Source organism: Pontibacter qinzhouensis, assembly GCF_008017455.1.
Lineage (GTDB): Bacteria > Bacteroidota > Bacteroidia > Cytophagales > Hymenobacteraceae > Pontibacter > Pontibacter qinzhouensis.
This window is the reverse complement of the sequence record NZ_VRTY01000013.1, coordinates 44699-68028: the sequence shown is the minus strand read 5'-3', so window position 1 is coordinate 68028 and position 23330 is coordinate 44699. Positions and strand designations below refer to the sequence as shown.

12 protein-coding genes are annotated in these 23330 nt (G+C 48.9%); 11 read left to right on the top strand and 1 reads right to left on the bottom strand.

Annotated elements, in window-relative coordinates; genetic code table 11:
- The first annotated feature begins 55 nt into the window (after positions 1 to 55).
- From FVR03_RS05205 to FVR03_RS05185, 5 genes are all read left to right on the top strand, one after another.
- Positions 56 to 5272, top strand: a complete 5217-nt coding sequence (locus FVR03_RS05205) for an eCIS core domain-containing protein (protein ID WP_255474067.1) — start codon at positions 56 to 58, stop codon at positions 5270 to 5272.
- A 17-nt stretch (positions 5273 to 5289) separates the two neighbouring features.
- Positions 5290 to 5643 (top strand): hypothetical protein, encoded by a 354-nt coding sequence (locus FVR03_RS05200; protein ID WP_147920702.1) that lies wholly within the window; start codon positions 5290 to 5292, stop codon positions 5641 to 5643.
- 341 nt (positions 5644 to 5984) lie between these two features.
- The gene (locus FVR03_RS05195) at positions 5985 to 7337 is read left to right on the top strand and encodes an ATP-binding protein (protein ID WP_147920701.1); all 1353 of its coding nucleotides are present in this window, start codon (positions 5985 to 5987) and stop codon (positions 7335 to 7337) included.
- A gap of 435 nt (positions 7338 to 7772) precedes the next feature.
- Positions 7773 to 10796, top strand: a complete 3024-nt coding sequence (locus FVR03_RS05190; protein WP_147920700.1) for an amidohydrolase family protein — start codon at positions 7773 to 7775, stop codon at positions 10794 to 10796.
- Positions 10797 to 11024: 228 nt separating this feature from the next.
- Positions 11025 to 12329: an amidohydrolase family protein gene (locus tag FVR03_RS05185; RefSeq protein WP_147920699.1), complete on the top strand. Its 1305-nt coding sequence runs from the start codon at positions 11025 to 11027 to the stop codon at positions 12327 to 12329.
- A gap of 620 nt (positions 12330 to 12949) precedes the next feature.
- Here the strand turns inward: FVR03_RS05185 and FVR03_RS05180 are convergent.
- Positions 12950 to 13963: a hypothetical protein gene (locus tag FVR03_RS05180; RefSeq protein WP_147920698.1), complete on the bottom strand. Its 1014-nt coding sequence runs from the start codon at positions 13961 to 13963 to the stop codon at positions 12950 to 12952.
- A gap of 826 nt (positions 13964 to 14789) precedes the next feature.
- Between FVR03_RS05180 and FVR03_RS05175 the strand changes: the two genes are divergently transcribed.
- The 6 genes from FVR03_RS05175 (at position 14790) to FVR03_RS05150 (ending at position 23216) form a co-directional block, all read left to right on the top strand.
- Positions 14790 to 17579, top strand: a complete 2790-nt coding sequence (locus FVR03_RS05175) for a TonB-dependent receptor (RefSeq protein WP_255474066.1) — start codon at positions 14790 to 14792, stop codon at positions 17577 to 17579.
- A gap of 508 nt (positions 17580 to 18087) precedes the next feature.
- Positions 18088 to 18933, top strand: a complete 846-nt coding sequence (locus FVR03_RS05170; RefSeq protein WP_147920697.1) for an MBL fold metallo-hydrolase — start codon at positions 18088 to 18090, stop codon at positions 18931 to 18933.
- 505 nt (positions 18934 to 19438) lie between these two features.
- A complete protein-coding gene (locus FVR03_RS05165; RefSeq protein WP_147920696.1) occupies positions 19439 to 20785 on the top strand; it encodes a hypothetical protein in 1347 nt (448 codons plus the stop codon).
- 2 nt (positions 20786 to 20787) lie between these two features.
- A complete protein-coding gene (locus FVR03_RS05160) occupies positions 20788 to 21201 on the top strand; it encodes a hypothetical protein (RefSeq protein ID WP_147920695.1) in 414 nt (137 codons plus the stop codon).
- 3 nt (positions 21202 to 21204) lie between these two features.
- On the top strand, positions 21205 to 22656 hold the full coding sequence (locus FVR03_RS05155; protein WP_147920694.1) for a hypothetical protein: 1452 nt from the start codon (positions 21205 to 21207) through the stop codon (positions 22654 to 22656).
- A 263-nt stretch (positions 22657 to 22919) separates the two neighbouring features.
- On the top strand, positions 22920 to 23216 hold the full coding sequence (locus tag FVR03_RS05150; RefSeq protein WP_147920693.1) for a GIY-YIG nuclease family protein: 297 nt from the start codon (positions 22920 to 22922) through the stop codon (positions 23214 to 23216).
- Positions 23217 to 23330: the final 114 nt, after the last annotated feature.

Here is a 23330-nt window from a genome sequence, read left to right as displayed (position 1 = left end):
AACTTCTCAAAAAAAGTCTTACATCTTGTGTTTAAAATCTTGTGTCTTAAAAAAAATGTTCTCAACCGCCGAAAAAACAACGAGACCAGCCACTACCGTGCAACGGCAGGTGGCTTCGGCGTTTTTCGCGCGTAAGCATGATCCAGCTTTTTTCAGAGGTACCGCAGAAAAGGTAGCAGCTTCAACTTCCTTCATCCAACCCAAACTTAGCGTAAGCCAGCCCGACGATCCGCAGGAGAAGGAGGCGGACCAAATGGCGCATCAGGTCATGACCATGCCGGAGCCGGCACAAACTACGGCAGCCGCTCCACCTGAAGAAGAAATACAGCGGCAGGAGGAAGAACTGCAGCGAACGGAAGAGGAAGTACAGCCAAAGTTGCAACTAAACGTGCAGCGCCAGGCAGAGGAGGAGGAAGTACAGCGGCAAGTTGAGGAGGAGCAGGAAGTACAACGCAAATGCAGTGCCTGCGCCAGTCAGGAAGGTAAGGTTCAGCGCGAGGCGGAGAAAGAAGAAATTCAAACCAAATCATTTGCTACAGCTTCTACAGGCAGCACAAGTCGTTTTGCGTTGCAGCGGCAGGCAGTTGCGCATCACGTACACATCCATTGCAAATTTAACTACGGGTTGCCGGGCGTGCTGGTGCAGCGGTCTGGGCGTGGTCCGCCACAGGAAGAAAACCATAGCTTTGAGCACCAACTGGAGAGCAGTAGAGGCACGGGAAGCCCCTTGCCTTCGGAAACGCGTGGCTTTATGGAGAGCCGTTTCCAGGCCGATTTCAGTGGCGTGCGCATCTATAGCGGTGAAACATCGGCAAAGATGAATCAACAGATTCAGGCGCAGGCGTTCACCTACGGGAATGATATTTTCTTTAACAACGGCAAATACGCTCCTGCCTCGCAGGAGGGGCAGCACCTGCTTGCCCATGAGTTAACGCACACCATTCAGCAAGGTGCCAGTCACCACTCCGTTTCCCCTGCCACCGCAGCCGGAGGCAGTTCTGCTATTGCCCCAAAACACCTATCCCGCAAAAAAATACAACGTAGCCCGGCACACCTGGCTGCTGCTGTTTCGCTGGCAAAAGGTGAGGCCGGTAAGGTAATAGCCAATAAAACCGGCGACGATGGTTACCGCGTTGGCTGGCCACGCCTCTCCGAGTATTTCAAAACCACGCTGGGCCCCGAAAAAATTACGGCAGATGGCCAGCCTGCAGACGGAACAACTGTTCCTGAATCGAGCATCAAAAAGAAAAGAGAAGTTGAAGGTGTGGCCGTGATAATGCCTGATGGCAAAGCAGGTGTTGGCAAACGCGATGCCATGCCGAGCTGGTGCGGCATCTTTGCCTTCTGGGCGCTGAACAAAGCCGGGCTGCCTATGAAGAAGTGGCTGCTCGGCCGCATGACCATTCCGCGGGAGGCGGCGCTGGCTCCTGGTGTGGCTCCTATGCCGGGTGCCATTGCCTACCGCGACATGCGCTCCCACTACGGCCTTGTGGAGAGTTCGGATGGCAGCAGCGTAACCACTATCAACGGCAACACGGCCGGGTCCGATAACCTGGGCGGCGAAATACAGGTGCAGACACACGCGCTCAGCAACTGGACTGCCTTTATAGACCCGATGAAGCTGGTGGAAGGTGCCCTGCGCAACCCCGAACTGGGCGTGCAGGAAAAACCGAAATCGTTGCGGGAACTGCAGAAAGACCTGTTTAATGTGCAACGGAAAGAGGATGAACAGCAATCGACAGCTGAACCACAAAGCAAGCCGGCAGGAGAAGTGAAACCGTTTACCTTGGCACCTCGGGTTTTAGCCAAAGCAGAAGTGGAACGGCCGGAAGAGCAGCATCGTCAGGAAGAAAAACCGGAAGAGGAGAGAGAACTGCAACGAAAACAATTTACGAATGAAACTGCTGTTCTGCCGCTCCCGTTGGTGCATCGCCAATCGGCGCCTAAAGTGCAGCGCGGCATTTTCGGCAGGATAAAAGGGGCCATTAGTAGTGCCGCCGAATGGGTAGGCGACAGGCTGGAGGAAGGCAAGCGCTGGGTACTGAAAAAAGTGCGTAACCTGATCATGAACGTGCCCGGCTACAAAGCCTTGCGGGTGGCCTTGGGCTACGATCCGATATCCGGCGAAGATGTGCCTTTTACAGGCAAAAACTTTATAGAGGCTGCTGTTGAATTGATGCCTTTTGGTAATAAGCTGTTGCAAAAGCTGCGCGAGCTGGGTATCCTGGAGAAAGCGGAGCAGTTTGTAGACAGCACTATCGGGCGGGTGAAAAGCCTGATCAGCAACATAGGCGATACCTTCAGCAGGTTCTTCAACAGCCTCTCTTTGTCTGATGTCAGAAATGTGGGGGGAGTATTTAACAGGTTGGAAGAAGCTTTTACCTCCTTCTTCAACCACATCATCAACTTTGCCAAAGGCGTAGCCCGCGATTTCCTGGAGTTCATTAAGCAGGCGCTACTCATACCGCTGGCCCACTACATTAAAAATAAAACAAGGTTCTGGGATTTGCTCTGCCTGATTATGGGCAAAGATCCGCTTACCGACGAAGCTCGGCCGCTTTCCGGAGCCAATATTTTAAATGCCTTCCTCAACCTGAGTGAATGGGGCGTGGAGCAGCGCAAGAAGATGCAGGAAACCGGCACTTTCAACAAAGTGGCCGCCTGGATCGATAAAGGTATTTCAATCTTCGGCAAATCATATAGCGAGTTGAAAGCCGCCTTCGCCGGTCTCTGGAATTATGTGAACATAGAATCGCTGATGGACCCGCGGGGAACTTTCCAGAAGATTTTTGATTCGTTCTGGCGGCCGATTAAGCGGGTAGGGGAATACGTGGTGGAAACTGGCATCATGATCCTGAAAATTGTGAAGGATGTGCTGTTCCAGTGGATCTCCAGGGAAGCCAAAAAACGCAAAGGCTATTACCTGATTACGGTGCTCATCAGCCGAGATCCGTTTACCGGCGAGAAAGTGCCGCGCACCACCGAAAACCTGATCAAAGGCTTTATGCTGCTGTCGGAGAACGGGGAGGAGCAGTTCAACAAAATGAAAGAGAGCGGCGCCATCGACAGGGCCACGCAGAAAATAGACGCTGCCGTGAAAACGCTTGGCTTCAGCTGGGAATATGTGAAAGGGCTGTTTACAAGTCTGTGGGAATCCTTTACATGGAAAGATCTGCTGGTGCCGGTGCTGGCCTTTGGCAAGATCATTAAAACGTTTGCCAACCCGATCGCGCGGCTGGTGCGTTTCGCTATTACCGTAATCATGGCGCTGATAGAAGTGATCCTGCGCATGATGGGCTTCCCGGTTGACCTGGTGTTCAAGCTTATCGACAATGTGAAAAAAGCCTGGAGCGCGATTAAGGCAAACGTGTCGGGTTTCTTCATGAACCTGTTAAGAGCCATTAAGCAAGGCTTTAGCCAGTTCTTTAATAATGTGCTGGTGCACCTGGTAGAGGGGCTCAAGGTCTGGTTCCTGTCGGAGGTAGAGGCGGCAGGCATCCCGATTCCGACAGACTTTACGGTGGTTGGGCTGTTGAAATGGTTGCTGGTGGTGCTCGACATCACGATGGAGAAAATCTGGAAAAAGCTTGAAGAGCGGATCGGTAAAGAGAAGGTTGACAAAATTAAAAACCTGATAGCCAAAGCTGAGAAAATAATAGGGATGGCTGGTGAGGCGTACGAGTTTGTGCAGGATGTTCGCAAGCGTGGCTTCCTGGCCGTGATAGGCGATAAAATAAAAGAGAAGCTAAACAACGTCTGGGATATGGTGCTGGGAGCCGTGAAGAGCTTCGTGATGGACCAGATCATTAAAAAGGTAACACAGAAATTGCTGAGCATGCTCGACCCGACCGGTATTATGGCCGTGGTAAACAGTGCCATTGCCTTGTACAAAGCCATCCAGTCGTTTATCAGGTACCTGAAGCAGATGCTGGAGATCGTGAACTCTTTCGTGGAAGGCACCCTGGAAATTGCGCAGGGCAGCATCCAGAAGGCAGGCGACTTCCTGGAAAATGCGCTGGCGCGCGGGGTGCCGGTGGTTATCGGTTTCCTGGCTAACCAGGTAGGCCTGAACCTGAGCGAGCGCCTGCGCGATGCCCTGGAACTGGTGCGGGAGAAAGTGGATGTCGGCCTGACCTGGGTAATTGATAAGCTGGTGGGAATGGTGGAGAGCCTGGTGGCGAAGGTGCAGGAGGTGAAAGAGAAAATTATGAGTTTTCTTGGATTCAAGAAAGTCTTTAAAGCGGGAAAAGCAAATCATACTATATTCTTTGAAGGAAGCGAAGATAATCCATCGCTTATGGTAGCTTCAGAGAAAAAAGATTTCCTAACAGCTGTAGCTGATAGAAGAGCTGAATTAGACAAACACAAAGAGTCCTTATCGGAAGAACAGAAAAAGGAGAGAACAAAATTCAAGACAAAACTTACTAATGCTGTAACTAAACATGCGGAAATAAAAACTAAAGAAAGTGAATTAAAAGCGGAGAAAGATGAAAGTAGAAAATCTGAAATTCAGAGAGAAATTTTCAAGTTGGTAGATAGCATTATAGCGATTTTGGAAGAAGTAGGAGTTACAGAGCATGATGTAGAGAAGGTCGTATTAACTCCACCAATACAAGTTGGTGATTTTATAAAACAGGGTAAAAAAGCTTATCAGGTAGAAGACTTAACACCGGGAGCTAATGGAGATTTTACGTATGACTTTAAAGCTAAACATGAGAATGGCGGAATATACTACGGAAAATTCTTAGGATACGGATCAGCCTATACCAAAATACCAGCAGAAGCCTTACCTGTTGCGCCTGAGGAACTGGAAGAGTTAAATAAAGAGAGCGATACCAAGTTCAGAGAAAAATGGGACTCTTATCCGGATGCTAATAAAGTGTTAAATTATAGAAGAAGTGGCCATCAGTTTAATAATGATCCTGCGTACCAGTGGGAACATACAGTGGAACAAAGTTCGGGATTTGGATCACACCAACTTAATTCGCTTGCCAATTTATCGTGGACTCCGACTGCGATTAATCAAGAGGCCAATAAGTTATATACAACCACAGTCAAGAGCAAATTAGAGTTTTTACCCTATGAAATTAAAGACAAACTGTATAAAGATATAGCCGGTGTCCCAGGGAACATTAGTATTAGGGAATATTTGAAGAACGTCAGTAGCTTTAGTGAGCATAAAAAAATAAAAGAAGCTTTTTATTCTTACAAAGGCTTATCAAGAGGCCAACATAATATAAATAATAGAGGACCATTCTTTGTTCTGAGTTAGTTATTAGTAGACATCATATGAGCCAGTCCAGATACATCCGCAGGCGTGCCCAGAGCAGGAGAAGGGTGGTGCCGAATTTAGGTGCTGCTCCCAAACAGGCTGCTCCCTTCTTCACCTTCGAGTCGGAGAACAGTTTCTTTGCGCCTGCAAGTCCTGTGGCAGCTGTTCATCGCAAATCCGAGAACTATGACCAGGAAGAGAAGCAGCAGGCACAAGCAGTACAGGCATCGCAGTTAGCGCAGGAAACAAAAGAAGCAGAGCAGCCTGAACAGGAGAAACTACAGCGGCAGGCTACTGAATCCAAAGAAGAGGAAATGGTGCAAAGGTCTGCTGAAGCTACTGCCGGCACCAGTCTCCGGCTTGTAAAATAAAATTTGTTTTGGCTGAGGCAAACATGCTGCATCCTTTCATAATTCGTGAATAGAAAACTGAACGCACAAATGAGTTTATGATTAACTATGTAACCTGCTGAAATTTTACTACTTTATATACTGATCATCCTGCGCCCTTAATATTCTAAACCTGCGGCTTTCAGTTTGCAGAAGCTCCTAAGCAAATTTTGTAAGAATAGCAGGTTTGACCCTTGACTAAAATCCTGAGATTTTTCTTGTGGAGGCCGTTTTCATTAGAAAAATTGGAAGAAGGTAGTCTATTGTTAAGGACTAAGTATGACCTGAAATCTTACACCAGCCTTCTAAATTCATCTGCTACTATGTTTACGGTTCATAAAAACTACGCTACTCTAAATCTCTTCGATGCTGCTTTACAGGACCTGCGCCAGATCCTGGAGAAGCGGCTGCAGGCCTATTTCAGTCAGCAGGATTTTTATTTCGGGCAGGAGTTGAAGGAGGCATATAAGCAAAGCGCGCTGCAGGCGGAGGTAAACAAACTGTTGCCGGAAAAGCTGTTGGTACAGGAGTGGGTGGTGTTGCTACTGGCGCTGGTGCCGCACCTGAAGCCCGATTTTTTTGAAAGTATCTTAATTGCCTACCTCCCCAATGGCGGCGAGTTTCCGGAATTTGGTGGTGTAAAGGGAGCGAACCACCGGGGGATGCTGCCTACCGGCGAAACAGCTCAGTTTTTACTGGCCGGCAACGACCTGCAGCAGCGCCTGCAGGTGCAGGAACTGTTCCTGGAAAGCGCCATGTTCTACAGGCAAAGTATTTTGTGGCTGGAGCCTGTGCGGGAAGGTGAACCGCTCATGAGCGGGCGCATGATTCTGGCACAGGAATGGCTGGATAAGTTGCTGTTCGGCAAAGATTACGCACCCCGGTTCGGACTTGATTTTCCGGCCCGCAAAATCACCACCAGCATGACCTGGGACGACCTGGTGTTACACCCTCGCACCCGGCAGCAGATACAGCATATCAGCACCTGGCTCCAATACCATAGCCACTTGTTCGAAGACGAGAACCTGAAACGGAAGGTTAAACCAGGCTATCGGGTGCTGCTCTACGGACCACCGGGAACAGGCAAAACGCTTACCGCCACCTTGCTTGGCAAACAATTCAACAAAGAAGTGTACCGTATCGACTTGTCGCAGATCGTGTCGAAGTTTATCGGTGAAACAGAGAAGAACCTGGAGAACGTGTTCCGGCGTGCCGAGAGCCGCGACTGGATTCTGTTTTTCGACGAAGCCGATGCCTTGTTCGGGAAACGCACCAACCTGCAGAGTTCCCACGATAAGTATGCCAACCAGGAAGTAAGTTACCTGCTGCAGCGCGTAGAAGATTATACTGGCCTGCTCATTCTGGCATCTAACTTCAAAAATAATCTTGATGAGGCCTTTATCCGCCGGTTCCATGAGGTGGTGCATTTCCCATTACCCGATGCGCAGGAGCGGAAAATGCTTTGGGAAAAATCTTTGCCTGCCGGTCTGCAACTGCAGGAGAAAGTGAACCTGATGGATATCGCCACACAGTATGAGCTGACAGGTGCCTCTATTTTAAGTGCCGTGCAATATGCATCGCTCCGGGCTTTCTCCAAAGAAAGTAAGGAACTGCATTATGCCGATATTATTGAAGGAGTAAAGCGTGAGTTCCGGAAGGAAGAGAAATCGGTGTAGTGCTGCTTCAAATTTACAAATACTACATTAACTGAAATTATTTGAGTGTATAACATATGAAGGGGTATTCATACTGTAATACTTTAATAAATCAGGTTCCATTATCCTTAGCTGCAGCTCGATCCGGTGCCCTTATGCTATCTTGTTATATTCTAAAAGTCTTAGCGCTGCAGGCGGCGAGGCCTCGTCGTTTGCCATCAGCGCTGCACCTCTTTCCTGTGTTCAAGAATAAAAATTCAGGAAAAAGGAGTCTTTTTAAAGTACAATACTTGTAGTGCTAACAGGAGTTAGTAAAGTGCAGTAAGCCATGCGTTTTAGGTGTATCTTCTTGTGAATGAGACAGGTCAAAATTAAAGTTTTAATTCTGGATTTTATGCTGCCGGAACCTTATATTTGATATTGCCTAAACTTAAACCACCTACATTTCCTTATCGCATGAAGAAAATCTTTACTTTGGCCGCCTGCCTCGCCTGGGGCGTGGCAGGCAGTGTACTGGCTCAGGAAACATTTCCCAGAAACGGCGTGTACGACGAGCGTCCGGGTCTGGTCGTTTTCACCAACGCCACCATCCACACCGATTATAAAACCACCCTTGAGAACGCCACGCTCCTGATCCGGAACGGAAAAGTGGAGGCCGTAGGAACAGCTGTTAAAATTCCTGCCGGTGCTGTGGTTGTAGATGCCAAGGGCAAGCATATTTATCCGGGCCTGGTAGATATGTTCTCCAGCTATGGCATGCCTGAAGTTAAACGCTCCACCCGAAACTGGATGTCGCCGCCGCAAATGGAAACAGCCAAACAAGGTGCTTTTAGCTGGAACCAGGCAATCAGGCCGGAAACAAACGCGGCTGAGCTTTTTAAAGTAGATGCCAAACAAGCGGAGGAATTGCGCAAGCTGGGCTTTGGTGCTGTGCTGGCCGTGCACCCCGATGGTATTGCCCGTGGCACAGCGGCTCTGGTAACACTGGCTGAAAAGCGGGAAAACGAGGTGGTGGTGCTCGACAAAGCAGCCGGAGCCCTCTCGTTCGACAAAGGTTCCTCTACGCAAGATTACCCGAACTCGCTTATGGGTGCTGTAGCGCTGCTCCGCCAGACTTACCTCGATGTGCAGTGGAACAGCCAGAATGCAGGTAAAGAACAGAATATCTCGCTTAAAGCCTTTGCAGATGCTGCCAAATACCCCCAGATTTTCGAAGCAGGAAACAAACTGAATGTGCTCCGGGCCGATAAAGTAGGCGATGAGTTTAACGTGCAGTACATTATAAAGGGCGAAGGCGACGAATACCAGATGCTGCCCCAGATAAAGGCAGCCAAAGCACCGCTTATCCTGTCGCTTAACTTTCCGGAGCCTTACCATGTAGAAGATGTGTACGATGCCCGCCGTGTAACCCTCTCCGATATGAAGCACTGGGAAATGGCGCCTGCCAATGCCGCCCTGCTTCAGAAAGAGGGCATTACCTTTGCCTTTACCGCTGCAGACCTGAAAGACAAAAAAGATTTCCTGCCAAACCTGCGCAAAGCGATTCAGTTTGGTCTGCCGGAAGAAGAAGCTTTGAAGGCACTTACGGCCACACCTGCAAAACTCCTGAAGGCTGAGAGCCTGGTGGGTAGCCTGAACAAAGGTATGCTGGCAAACTTTCTGATCACATCCGGTAATTTGTTTGCCGATGATAACATTATACTGGAGAACTGGGTGCAGGGAAATCAGTATAAAATAACGGATGTTTTTACCGATGTAAGAGGTGTTTACACGCTAAAAATGGGCCAGCAGCCGGAGCGGAAACTGCTTGTGGAAGGAACGCCTGCAAAACCTGAGCTGCGTGTAATCGGGCCGGATACGGTAAAAGGGAAAATTGCTTTCAACGGCAGCCTTGTCACCATCTCCTTCACCAAAGATAAAAAGAGCACCGAGAGCATCAGGCTGAGCGGTTGGCTGAACGAGAAAAACATGCAGGGCGAAGGCAAACTGCCCGACGCCACAGACGTAAAATGGACGGCTCTTTATTCTGCTGCCTTAACCCAACAGGCTAAAAAAGACGCTGAGAAAAAGGCTGCACCGGTTGCGTACGGCCCCATGATTTATCCTTTTGCAGCCTACGGTACGGCCGCCCTTCCGCAACAGGAAACGGTGCTGATCAAAAACGCCACCGTCTGGACAAACGAAAAAGAAGGCAAACTGGAGAACGCCGATGTGCTCCTGAAAAACGGGAAAATCTCGAAAGTAGGTAAAAACCTGAGCGAGTCTGGAGCCAGGGTAATAGACGGAACAGGAAAGCACGTAACCCCTGGTATTATAGACGAACATTCGCACATTGCCCTGAATGGCGTAAACGAGGCGACACAATCTGTTACTGCCGAAGTTCGCATGGAGGATGTGGTGGATAGTGAGAGCATTAATATTTATCGCCAGCTGGCCGGTGGCGTTACTACCTCGCAACTGCTGCACGGCTCCGCTAACCCTATTGGCGGGCAGTCGGCAATTATTAAACTGCGTTGGGGCAAGAGTCCGCAGGAGCTGCTGGTAGAGGGCGGTGCACCCTTTATTAAATTCGCTTTGGGCGAAAACGTAAAACAATCGAACCGGAACAACGCCACCATTCGTTTTCCGCAGTCGCGTATGGGAGTGGAGCAGGTGTATGTAGATGCGTTTCAGCGGGCGAAAGAGTACGACCAAGTCTGGAAGAGCCACAACAAGCTGAGCAAAAGAGCACAAGCCAACACACCAGCTCCACGCCGCGACCTGGAGCTGGAAACGCTGGTAGAGATTCTGGAGGGCAAGCGCTTCATTACCTGCCACTCCTATGTGCAGTCAGAAATTAATATGATGATGCGTGTAGCTGACCAGATGGGCTTTAAAATAAACACCTTTACCCACATTCTGGAAGGTTACAAAGTGGCCGATAAAATGCGTGAGCGCGGCATTGGCGGTGGCACCTTTGCCGACTGGTGGGCTTATAAAATGGAAGTGAAAGATGCCATTCCGCAGAATGCCGGTCTGATGAGCCAGGTAGGAGTGGTAACGGCCATTAATTCCGATGATGCCGAAATGGCACGCCGCCTGAACCAGGAAGCCGCTAAGAGCATTAAATACACCGGCATGTCGGAAGAGGATGCCTTGAAGCTGATTACTTTGAACCCTGCCAGACTCCTGCACCTCGACGAGCGCATGGGTAGCCTGAAACCAGGCAAAGATGCCGATGTGGTGCTTTGGAACGAGCACCCGCTTTCTATTTACGCCAGACCCGAAAAGACTTTTGTAGACGGTATCGTTTATTTCGACGCTGAAAGGGACCTGCAACTGCGGGCAGACCAGGAGAGGGAGCGGATGCGCCTGACGCAGAAGATGTTGGCAGCCAAAGCCTCCGGCGAAAAAACGCAGACCCCAGCCAATAAAAAAACTACCGTGCTGCATTGCGAGGAGCATGAGGAGGAAGAAGGCACTTCTTATTTGGCTTATTAAGTGCATGTAAGTTTTTATGTTGAGTGGTGAACCAATTATTCAAATGAAAATACCCTTCAGAAGGATTTTTATCAGCATTTTGCCAAGGGTCTACTCAACCAGTTTTTTGCATGGAGTTAGTATTACGCCAAATTCAAACATCAGAAAATAATAAAATTATAGCTCAGCTTATTTCAATCTTAGAACCATGCTGAAATACTGGGTTTAACAATACAAAAAATGCAACACATGAAATATTTAGCAGCTTTTGTAGGCTTACTTTTAAGTATGCCTGCGCTGGCCCAGGTGCCGGCTCCCGGACAATCGCAAAGCAAACCTATATTGCTTTCTGGTGCTACCTTGCACGTTGGCAATGGCACTGTTATAGAAAATGCTGCCGTAGGCTTTGCCAATGGCAAAATTACCTATGCAGGCCCTAAAAGTGGTGCCAGCTCCGCCAGCTACGAGGTGGTAGATGTAACGGGCAAGCACATTTATCCGGGCCTTATTCAGCCAAACACAACGCTGGGTCTGGTCGAGATAAACAGTGTGCGCGCCACCATCGATACCCGCGAGGTAGGGGAACTGAATCCTAATATAAGATCGGTAATCGCCTACAATACGGATTCCGATATCATCCCGACTATACGGGCAAATGGTATCCTGATGACGCAGCTAACGCCGGTGGGTGGCACCATTTCCGGGCTTTCGTCTATTGTGCAGCTCGATGCCTGGAACTGGGAAGACGCTATTGTGAAAGCGGATGAAGGCATACACCTGAACTGGCCCACCTCGCTGCTGCCCCTCGACAACATACCGAACCCCCGCTACGCCGAGATGAAGCAAAAGCGGGAACATACCCTGTTGGAGTTGCAGCAGATGCTGCGCGATGCTGCTGTGTATAAAGCTGCGAAACCAGAGAAAGAAAACCTGAAACTAGCCGCCTTGGCTGGTTTATTCGATGGGTCCAGAAAGTTGTACCTGCATGCTAATTTCGCCAAAGACATACTGGAAGGCGTGAATTTTGCGAAGCAGCAAGGGGTGAAGGAAATCGTGCTGGTGGGCGGAGGAGATGCCGTAGCCGTAACTGATTTTCTGAAAACCAACAATATTTCAGTTATCTACTCCGGGGTGCACCAGCTGCCGAACCGCGACGACGATGACATTGATCTGCCGTACAAAACGCCTTTTCTGCTGCAGCAGGCCGGTATTCCGTTTGCCCTCGATTATGACCTGAGCATACATGGCATCCGGAACCTGCCTTTTATTGCCGGTACTGCCGTAGCCTATGGCCTTAGTAAGGAACAGGCGCTAAGCTCTGTTACCTTAAACACAGCCCGGATTTTAGGTATTGCCGACAGGGTAGGTTCTGTGGAAGTGGGTAAAGATGCCTCGATCATCGTGTCGAATGGCGATATACTGGACATGCGCACCAACGATGTAACGCATGCCTTTATCCAGGGCCGCCAGGTAGACCTCAACAACAAGCAGAAGTACCTCTACGACAAGTTTAAAAACAAATATGAGTCGGAAGCGAAGCAGGTGCTGAACTAACTTTACCCTTGGCCAATGAAACAGTTTTTTCCTTCGGAAGGCTGATTTCATTAGAATAATTTGATTGCTGGTTATTTAATACAAGAATGTGAAGATGAAAAACAGGCAAATTGAATATGTGATGGAGAGGATGAATGGGAAAAACTATTTCATAATTACTGATGTTAGGCACTAATGCGACCAGCAAAGAAATAGTATTCCCAGAGCAACTCGAGACATTAGCTGGTGCTATAGTCTCAACTAAGAGCATAAATTTCCAGTTCTTGGGTTGAGGGACTTTGCAGGTTTCCGGTGCCGCAGGCAGCCTGAGCGGGAGCGAGCCTAAAAGGGGCCCCTGCACCCCTGGCAGGAAAGATGCAGCAGCGCGATGCCCGAGAACGAGGCCCCGCGGCCTTAAGCGCTCGGAGCTAAACAATGGAACATGCAGGGCTAAGGGCACCGGATGAAACTGGTACCAAATGTATTAGAACCAACTAACAGGAGACTTCCTGATAAATGTGCGTAACTTCAGTTAATTTGCAAAAATCTAGTATCTAAAATCTGATAGTAGATCTGACAAAAATAAAAAGGGAAGCAACAACTGCTTCCCTTTTTATGTTTGTACTTTAGTACTTCAGCTATTACTGCAGCAGCAGCGGCATGCCGGCGCCTGATCTAACTTCAACTAACTTAAAGTTGCCGTACTGTTTCTTAAGCGAAGTCGGGCCGTTGCAGGTCATCGGAATCGTTTCTTTGTCTTTGCGTTGGGTTTCTACTACCAGCGCTTCGCCAAAACCTGCAGCATTTTCGAGCTTAAACATGGTACCTGGTTTCACGCCTTTTCCGCTGTAAACAACTTTGGAGGCTGCCCCCTCTTTTGCTTTTACGGTTATGTTGGCCGGGTTGGAGCCTGTGTACTGCATCCACACAGAGTTGATGCTCTGGAAGCAAAAATCATCTACACCTTCACCTTCAATACAAAGCTGCAAACGAGCTATAGCACCAGAACCTGATTTTTGGCGCTCATAGCCAAATGTTACAATTACTTTGGCTACACCTGGTACGTTATCAAAAGAAACAAAACCTAAGCCTTTATCTCCTGTTACCGGCAATGGTTTTTCGTCGAGTAGCTGACCGGTGCTGCTGAAAAGCTGCACTTTAGAACCTGCCTCAGATTCTTCTATATCGGCTACAACCAGTGTTTTCATGGTAACAGAACTCACCGGCGTAAAATCCAGAATAACGCGGCCGCCGGTTTCGTTGGCTGCCAGCCCAGATTCGTCGCCAACGGTAAGCAGACCATAAACGCCAGCCATTTGTGTATCGAAGGGGTTAAGTAAATTAGTGGCAGGGTCTTGCGGATCGAGTAAAACAGCCGAAGTTTCGTTCAGATACTTGCCGTTATGGCCTCTGCGCTGCGCCTTAACCGTGAAAATGGCTCTGTTTTCTTCAATTACATCTACAGCACGCGGCAACTCGCCTGTACCGAAAGACTGAATTAAATTACAGGTAGTGGGGTCGAAACCAACCAGGTCAGACTGTTGCGAAACTTTTAAAGATTCGTTTGGCGACAGTTCTTCGTCTTGTTGGGTACAGCTAAAAAGTGACAGGCAGGCCACAGCTGTAGCCACAGTTGAGTTGAAGAATGTTTTCATAAGCTTGGGAATTGTACAAGAGGAATTAAAGAGGTAAGTAAAAATATTTTCTGAATGGTTATACTACGACTCCTTTTACGCAACAACCATTATTTGTTTTTCCTTTTTTGGGAATTCTCCTTAAAAAAAGAAATAAAAAGAACAGGGAACAGCCCGAGAAAAGGCCGTGTTTCTGCTAAACTTCATCTAAACCTCAGCAGCTCTTTTAGATTTTGCAAAGGCATAACTTAGAGAATTGTGATCTTCTAACACCTATCATCATCCTTCCCACAGGTGTATAAGGATAAATTTTAACAACTGCTTGTTGATTGGTAGTCAGAACAAAGAACATGCTGTGCCGTGGGTGGGGCAAACAATTTTAAAGCCTGGTTGTAGACCAGAGGTTAAACAACTGGCCGTAAAGCTGCTAGTTAGAAACTCATAGTAAATTATTAGAATGAAATAGCCCTTCCAAAGCTTTTATAGCCAGTTTGCCTCAAGGGTAGATCAGGTTACAGAGAAGGCCTAAAACTATAAATTAATGCAACTCATCGCCTAATATTCTTTCGCTTTTTCACCACCAGTTCCTGCTGCAAGGTTCAAATGCTGCATAATTTTTAGTTCTTTAATATTTGTTTATATTGATAAAAAATATAACTTTAGTAAAGCTGCCGGGAATCTTTATTTAGTGCGAAAAGCTCCTTTTATAAGAGATATAGATTTTCAGGTAAGACTTTTCATATTGATTATACAGTAATTTATATCACCTCTACGCTTCCTGTTGCATCTGCTTTCCTGTTGCTTCTCCTCTTGTAGTACTTGCAGATTTACCTTAACCAAACAGCTTATGAAACATATGTTACACTGGCACCTTATCCTGTTTTTTTTCTCTTTAGCTTCAGCCTTTAACCAGGTATCAGCCCAGGCACCTGTTACCATAGCCGGTCAGGTAACCAATGCCAAAACAAGCGAAAGACTGGCAGGCGTTAATGTGTATGTAAAAGGCAAAGTAACCGGCACCAGCACCGACTCCCGTGGCGCCTTCTCGCTTACCACAACTACTGCCGCGCCTTTTGCACTGGTGTTCTCCATCGTAGGCTTTACTCCACAGGAGGTCGTTGTTTCAGAGAGTCGCAGCAACCTGAACATCAGCTTAAGCGAGGCAGCCTTACTCGGCTCCGAAGTGGTGGTGTCGGCATCGCGGGTGGAGGAGAGTATCCTGCGGTCGCCGGTAAGCGTGGAGAAACTCGATAGCAGGGCGATTCGTGAAACACCTGCCGCCAACTTCTACGACGGCCTGCAGAACCTGAAAACTGTGGACATGATTACCACCAGTCTCGGGTTTAAGATAGTAAACACCCGCGGGTTTATGAGTACCAGCAACAACCGGTTCGTGCAGTTTATTGATGGCATGGATAACCAGGCGCCAGGCCTGAACCTGCCGCTCGGCAATTTGGTTGGCCTTTCTGATCTGGATGCCGAAGGAGTAGAGATAATTCCAGGTGCTGCCTCAGCTCTCTACGGCCCCAATGCCTTTAACGGTGTGCTGTCCATGACAAGTAAAAACCCGTTCGATTACCAGGGCTTCAGTGCTATGGTGCGACTGGGCGTAAACCACATTAACGATTCGGAAGTGGCGGCCAAACCGATGTACGAGGCTATGTTTCGGTATGCAAAGGCGTACCGGAACCGCTTTGCCTTTAAAGTGAACCTTGCTTACATGACGGCACACGACTGGCATGCCAACAGCACCGAGAATGTAGATCCGCTCACGTTCCGGCAGCCAGGCACCCCGGCCACGAACCCAGCGTACAACGCCCTGAATGTGTATGGCGATGAGGCTGTAACCAGCTTACCTATTGGTGCGGGAGGTGCACCAGTACGGGTAGCCCGAACAGGCTACAACGAGCGCGACCTGGTAGATTACGATACCTACAGCCTGAAAGCTGATGCCGCCCTGCATTACCGGCTGTCAGAAAAAGCCGAGGCTATTTACCAGTATAAGTTTGGGGCCGGAACATCGGTTTACCAGGGTGCTAACCGTTATGCTATCAAGAATTTCAGGTTGCAGCAGCACAAGCTGGAGCTGAAGGGGGCACACTTTTTTGCCCGTGCCTACGCTACCCTCGAAAATGCCGGCGACTCCTACGACTCCCGTTTTCTGGCGCTTAACCTGAACCGCGCCTGGAAAAGCGACCAGCAATGGTTTCAGGAGTATGCGGTGGCATACCTTGGCTTATTTGAGCAACAGGGCATTACCCCTGGCGACCATGCCGTGGCCCGTAACTTTGCCGACCGTGGCAGGTTAGTACCAGGCACCGCCGAATACGACCGGGAACTCACCCGCATTGCCGGTACCCCCGATTTCAGGGTGGGAGCGCAGTTCAAAGACCAGACAAAAATGTACCACACCGAAGGGCAATACGACTTCAGCCAGTACACCGGCAGCCTGCTCGATGTGCAGGTAGGTGGCAGTTACAGGCTCTATGACCTCAATTCGGATGGCACCATTTTCAGCGACACCACCGGCAACGATATTACCATGTACGAATACGGGGCCTATGTGCAAGGCAGCAGAATGCTGCTGAAAGACAGGCTAAAGATTACAGGCTCGGTGCGTTACGACAAAAACGAGAACTTTGACGGGCGCTTTACACCACGTGCATCGGCTGTATTCTCGCTTGCCGAAAACCACCATTTCAGAACCTCTTTCCAAACCGGATTCCGCAACCCGACTACACAGGATCAGTTTATTTTTCTGAATGTGGGGCAGGCCATTCTGGTAGGAGGCGTACCCTCCAACAGCAGCGGCTTAAACTTGTATGGGCCAGGCTCCAACAGCATTGGGCTATCGGCGGTGCAGCAGTTCGGAACCAGAGTGGCGCAGGCAGTGGCCAGCGGTGCCGGTAGTGCTGAGGCGGTGCTGCAGAATACGGCAGTTTTACAGCCTGCCACAGTGGCTTATGTGCAGCCGGAGCAGGTGCAGGCTTACGAAATTGGCTACAAAAGCCTGCTGTTCAACAAATCGCTACTGGCCGACCTGAACTACTATTACAGCACCTACCAAAACTTCATTCTGAGCACCACCGTGGTGCAGACGCAAAGTGATATCCGCACGGAACCACAGGCCGCTGCCTTCGATGTGGCTCTAGGCCGCTACCAGCCTTACCAACTCTACACCAACGCTGCCCAACGCGTGTCGGCACAGGGAGCAGCCATCGGGCTAACTTACTCCTACAAAGGGTACAGCCTTGGGGGCAACGCAAACTGGAACAAACTCGACCTGGGCAAAAACGTAGATCCGGACCAGGTGCCGGCCTTCAACACACCCGAGTGGAAATACAACCTGCTGCTGAGCAACCGAGATGTTTACAACAACATTGGCTTTGCACTTACTTACCGTTGGTCTGGCTCCTACAACTGGCAATCGGCTTTTATTGCAGGCATAAACGAAGCCATTATCCCCAGCTACTCCACCCTCGATGCCCAGGTGAGTTATAAAATGCCTGCGCTAAAATCTATTCTGAAAGTAGGAGGCTCCAATGTTACCAATAAAAGGTTCAGGCAAGTCTATGGCGGCCCTACCATTGGCGCGCTTTACTATGTGTCCTTTACTTTCGATGAGTTGCTAAACTAGTGCTTCGCCAAATTAAAAATTAGAAATTAGAAATTAAAAATTAAAAATTAAAAATAATCATGGCGCGAGCGTCCTCGCTCGTGTCTGTTATTCAAAGGCCTCTGGCCGTTAAAAAATTCAAGTTTAATACATCTTCTTATAAGCATCAAAATGGAGGTGCACTAGCCGCGAGCAAATTATTCGAATGAAAAAAGGCTTCCAAAGCTTTTTGGTACTTTTTTGGTCAAGGCTATAGTTAGATTAAGGAAGCGCCAGATTTCCAGGCGAGTTGCGACGGAAAGTTTTTTCAGATTTTTTTTGACTTCTATCGCTTTGAGAACCAGCATAGGAGCCGCTAGATCCGGTAAATTTTACTACGAAATCGCTTGCTGTACCTCCCCGGAAGGTGAACTTTAGCTATAGGGCTGCTTGTAGTAACTTCACAGGGGCAGCCGCAAAATCCCGTGATGCTAAATTGCGGCCGTGCCAGGTTGAATTAAACCTGAAAATCAGGTTACTTTGTATTTCTATGGAATTGTACATCACATCGCTAAACTCGGGAAGTAACGGAAATTGCTATTATGTAGGCAATGCAGAGGAGGCTGTTTTAGTGGATGCAGGTATTTCGTGCCGCGAAACCGAAAGACGCATGGCGCGGCTGGGACTGAGCATGAGCAAGGTAAAGGCCATTTTTGTATCGCATGAGCACTCTGACCACATTCGGGGCATCGAGGTGCTGGCCAAAAAACACAGCTTACCAGTATACATCACCCACGACACAGAGCGCTTTTCCAGGCTGAACCTGAGCAGCGTACAAACCATTCCGTTCAGAGCCTATGAGCCGGTACAGGTAGGGGCGCTATCGGTTACGGCCTTTCCTAAGTTTCATGATGCTGCTGATCCACACAGCTTTATCGTTAGCTGCCAGGGGGTGAAAGTGGGCGTGTTTACCGACATCGGCGCGCCCTGCGATCACGTTATCGCACATTTCCAGCAATGCCATGCCGCCATTCTGGAAGCCAACTACTGTGAAACCATGCTCCAGAACGGGCACTACCCTTACCACCTGAAGCGGCGCATCAGCGGCAACAAAGGCCACTTGTCGAACAAGCAGGCGCTGACGCTTTTTACCGGCTACAAGCCCTCGTTTATGAGCCACCTGTTGCTCGGCCATCTCTCCAAAGAAAACAACTGCCCCAAACTGGTGGCAGAGCTTTTTGCCAGACACGCCGACGGAACCGAAATAGTAGTAGCCTCCAGGTACGCAGAAACACCTGTTTATACCGTTCGCAGCTCCGGTTTCACCTCCACAGCACCCATTGCCAAACCTGTAGCAGCAGCAGTAAGCGTTTCCACGCAGCTTTCGCTGTTTTGATATTTCCCATCTGAATTCCTGCTGTTGGTCCGAATCACGGATTACCTGGATAACGCAGATTACGCGGATATATAGCCGGTTTTTTATCTCTCTATAAATTCTGTGTAATCACGAACTTCTATGATTCAGATAATTAAGCAACAGGGACCAACAAACATCCAGCAGCAATTTTTCTAATGAAAATAGCCTTCCGACGCTCAAATGCAGTCTCAGGTATCAAGGCTTTTTCTGGTTAGATGTATTATAAGGCATTGATTTGTAAATCTTTAAATAGATTGTCTTCATAATATATAATAGCTATTGTATCTAATCGTTTAAGAAATCGTTCATAGGATTTCCTGAAAGTGAAAAACAAGCCGGAAGGAAGGCCGAATAAACTTCTGTGCATTAGTAGATCAGATTAATTTTGATAGATTTACAAAGAGGAAATGTGTTGCTGAGCGGAAACTAGCTTTTTAACACAAAACAAATAATGTCCAGCATCTAACATCTTACTAAAAAATAAATGCCTATAACAAAGTCTGTAAGCAGCCTTTATTTGCTGCTGAGCCTGCTGCTGGTTGTTTCTGGTTGCTACAAAAAAGAAAGTAGCGGCGAAGAAACCGGGGAGGCTACTGCTACAGTTGAACAGAAAGACGAGCCGCGCACTACGACTACGGCGCCAGCCGAAAGTTCTAAAGTAGATGTAAACCTGTACCTCGAGGTATCGAACGGCATGAAAGGCTTTATGCCACCTGCCGAAGCCGGAAGAAAACCCACCGAATTTCAGAGCCGCTTAAATAAAATGATTTCTGAAGTGCAGGACGGCATTTATGTGGATTCTAAAAGCTATTACCTGGCTAAGCAAGACAACCAGGGCCGCCCGGTGCTCGACAGCGTTTCTTACAGCACGCTGAAAAGCACAGTCGTGAGCGGCATTAAAGCCAATGTACTGGGCACACCCTTACCGGCCATGTTACAGGCCGCCCTCGAAAAGTCGGTGGCACAAAACACTGTCAGCATCATCGTATCAGACTTTATTCATGGTCCCGACCCACGCGACCAGGGACAGTTTATTTCCCTGGACTCCGACATCAGGAGCAGCCTGAAACTGGCCGAGCACAAAGGGCTGGTGGTGGCTGTACTGGCCGATGCTTCTTCGTTTTATGGTTCTTACTATCCGGCCGTAAAGAAACCGGCTGTCAGCAAAAAACTCGATGGCGAGGAAATACCGTACTACATCTGGGTAATCGGCAAGCAGCAGGAAGTACAGGTGGTTACAAATAAGGTGCTCCGGAACCTGCCGGCGCAGCAGGCTTACTTTGGCTTCGGCTATACTACATTGCCTTACTCTGCCGTTTTAAAGTCGAAACAGTTCAGACCGGCTGGCGTGGTGTACTGCACCTCCCGCACTGCCGAAACCTGTACTTCCGTAAATATACAGCCGCAAAAGGACGAGCCGGTGTCGTTCACTATTGGTGTGGACCTGAACACGCTGCCTGCCTCTATGCAGGAGCTGGCCTACCTGAAGCGCAATCTGAAACTGGCAGCAACCGGCTGCCGGGCAACTATAGGCGACATTTCAGCCGCAACGGAAGACACCAAGGCCATACCTGAACTGGCTGGCTATACGCATTTTGTGCAGGTAAACGTGCCGGAGCTAACCGCTAACAAAGGCACACTGGCCCTGCAACTGCAGCAGGTGGTGCCCACCTGGATCGAAAACTGGTCGACCGAAAACGACAACGATCCGGCAGCAGACCCAAAGAAAACCTACCAGTTCAACAAAATAATAGATGGCGTTCAAGCCTTGTACCGGGATCAGCGTAAGCACGTATTCAGTTTAACCATGGATTTTAACAAAGCAGATTAAGTATGATACAGAACTTTTTCGCGGGGCTTTATGAGCTCATTTTAGGCCGGCCTATGCCTGCAAACTTCACGAACGACTACCGCGAGGTGGTTTTTCCGAACACAGGTTTGCAGCTTTTTATTATCTCGCTGGCGCTGGTGGTTATTTATTATTATGTGCTGAACCGCATGATGAGTACAGGCTTTTACAAAACCCAGCATTGGGTGCTTTTTCTGGTGCTCAATGCTATCATCGCGTTTATCATACCTATTGTTCAGGTTAACAGCAATGGCATCGAATCGCACTCCTATACCTACATGTTTGCCTTTGTGAACATGGTGTATAGCCTGATTTTATTTTTCCTTTTCTCCATTCTCCTGAAAAGAGGCTCCGTGCAGGCATGGACAACCCCCATGAAATGGCCTCATAAACGATAACCTATGGCAAAGCTTTTTGTATTCGGAATTGGCGGCACAGGCTCCAGAGTTATCCGCTCGCTGGTGATGCTGATGGCCGCTGGTGTCAAGATTCAGAACTGTGATAAAATAGTACCGATCATCATAGACCCTGACACGCAGAACGGCGACATGAACCGCACGGTCGAGTTGCTCAAAACTTACAAGCACCTGCACGACGGACTTGGCAGGAGAGAAGAAGGCTTCTTCCATACCGATATCAGCACCCTCTCCAGCATTGCCGGCGATGGCACAGGCAAGATCAGAGACAGTTTTGTGTACGACTTTGGCGGCATCAACAAACCGTTTAAAGACCATGTGGGCTACAACCAGCTCGACATAGACAGCCAGGCGCTCGTGGACCTGCTGTTTACGCCTGAAAACCTCAGCAACAGCCTCGATGTGGGTTTCAGAGGCAGCCCGAACGTGGGCAGCGTGGTACTCAACGAGATCATCGACTCGCCGGAAATGCGCTTTTTCGCCTCTAACTTTCAGGCCGGTGATCGTATTTTCTTTGTGAGTTCTATTTTTGGAGGAACTGGTGCAGCCGGTTTCCCGCTGCTGCTCAAGAACTTTAAGGATGTGCATACCACGCTTCCCAACGCGGCCAGCCTGAACAGCGCCCTGACTGGTGCTATGGTGGTACTGCCTTACTTCTCTTTAGAGCAACCTGCAGCCGGTGTTCAGGCCGATTTTATTGACTCCAACGCTTTCACGACCAAAGCCAAAGATGCGTTGTCGTACTACCAGCACCACCTGGGCGGCGTAAATGCTGTGTATTACATGGGCGATACGCCTGATAAACCGTTGGAGAACAACCCAGGCCGTGCCAGTCAGAAAAACGATGCGCACCTGGTGGAGCTGCTGAGTGCCCTGGCGATTGTAGACTTTATGGATTACTCCGATAATGAGCTGTCGGGGGCGGAGGTGTACCATGAGTTTGGCCTGCGCGAAGACGTGAGCCATGTGCAGTTTTCGCACCTCGACCAGGAAACCCGCGACCGGGTTGCCAAGCAGTTGATCCGCTTCCACTACTTCGAACGCTACTACACAGCCCACATGCCCGACGATGCACAGGCGGCTTATGCCAAAGGCGTAGACCTGACCAGCGCCCTCCGAAACGAGCCGATCTTTAAAGAGCTGAACAAGTTCCTGACGCACCCCGATTTTGGCTACCAGACCTGGCTAAAAGAGCTGAACCGGAAAGACAGAACTTTTGCCGCGCTCAACATAAACGAAACGGACTTTAACCGCATGGTGGCCGACAAACAGATAGAGACAGGTTTCCTGAACAAAGGCATTCACCAGGGCGCCTTCGTGAAAGAACTGAACCGCGCCTCCGAATCCATCTCCGACCGAGATGCTTACAAAGCGACAATCAAAGCCTTTGAAGCTGCTACGGAAGCATTGGTAGACAGTAAGCTGAAATACGCTTAGGTCGCGCTGCGCTACTCCAAATTAGAAATTCAAAATTAGAAATTATTCGACCTGAGGGCAGCCGGCTCAAAAGACCTCGCAGCGTCTTCCAGACCTGCGAGCGTCTGAGGGAAGTACAGATGCGAAGAGGACTTTTACTTTCTTTAAATTGTCATCCAAAAAGGATCTTGTGGGCGAGAAACAGAAATGTTATCTATAATCACACATTCTCTCCCATTGTCATCCTGAAAGGATCTTGTGGGCGAGATGCATGAACCGGAGCTATGAAAGATCACAACTATTTCGTTTACATCATGACAAATCCTGGTAAAAAGGTGCTGTACGTTGGTGTAACGAATGATCTGAGCGTAAGACTGGAGCAGCATAGGCAGAATCGGGGAAAGCCTGACTCCTTTGCCGGACGCTACTATTGCTATAAGCTGCTGTACTACGAGCGTTACACTCACGTACAACACGCGATTGAGCGGGAGAAAGAGATAAAGCTTATGAGCAGAGAGGACAAGCTGGATTTGATAAAACAGGAGAATCCGTTGCTGATGTTTCTGGAGGTACGGCAGTAGCTATCGTTTTCGGATCTCGCTCACAAGATCCTTTCAGGATGACAAAGGCGGGGAGCAGTATTCTGCTATAGGCTTAAAGTCTACAACCTAAAAAAGCCTTCGGAAGGCCATTTT

Excerpts from the sequence above, each read along its gene's own strand:
- FVR03_RS05200 (WP_147920702.1), top strand. The coding sequence starts at position 5,290 with ATGAGCCAGTCCAGATACATCCGCAGGCGTGCCCAGAGCAGGAGAAGG.
- FVR03_RS05170 (WP_147920697.1), top strand. The coding sequence starts at position 18,088 with ATGGAATTGTACATCACATCGCTAAACTCGGGAAGTAACGGAAATTGC.
- FVR03_RS05205 (WP_255474067.1), top strand. The coding sequence starts at position 56 with ATGTTCTCAACCGCCGAAAAAACAACGAGACCAGCCACTACCGTGCAA.
- FVR03_RS05155 (WP_147920694.1), top strand. The coding sequence starts at position 21,205 with ATGGCAAAGCTTTTTGTATTCGGAATTGGCGGCACAGGCTCCAGAGTT.
- FVR03_RS05165 (WP_147920696.1), top strand. The coding sequence starts at position 19,439 with ATGCCTATAACAAAGTCTGTAAGCAGCCTTTATTTGCTGCTGAGCCTG.
- FVR03_RS05185 (WP_147920699.1), top strand. The coding sequence starts at position 11,025 with ATGAAATATTTAGCAGCTTTTGTAGGCTTACTTTTAAGTATGCCTGCG.
- FVR03_RS05180 (WP_147920698.1), bottom strand. The coding sequence starts at position 13,963 with ATGAAAACATTCTTCAACTCAACTGTGGCTACAGCTGTGGCCTGCCTG.
- FVR03_RS05190 (WP_147920700.1), top strand. The coding sequence starts at position 7,773 with ATGAAGAAAATCTTTACTTTGGCCGCCTGCCTCGCCTGGGGCGTGGCA.
- FVR03_RS05175 (WP_255474066.1), top strand. The coding sequence starts at position 14,790 with ATGAAACATATGTTACACTGGCACCTTATCCTGTTTTTTTTCTCTTTA.
- FVR03_RS05150 (WP_147920693.1), top strand. The coding sequence starts at position 22,920 with ATGAAAGATCACAACTATTTCGTTTACATCATGACAAATCCTGGTAAA.
- FVR03_RS05160 (WP_147920695.1), top strand. The coding sequence starts at position 20,788 with ATGATACAGAACTTTTTCGCGGGGCTTTATGAGCTCATTTTAGGCCGG.
- FVR03_RS05195 (WP_147920701.1), top strand. The coding sequence starts at position 5,985 with ATGTTTACGGTTCATAAAAACTACGCTACTCTAAATCTCTTCGATGCT.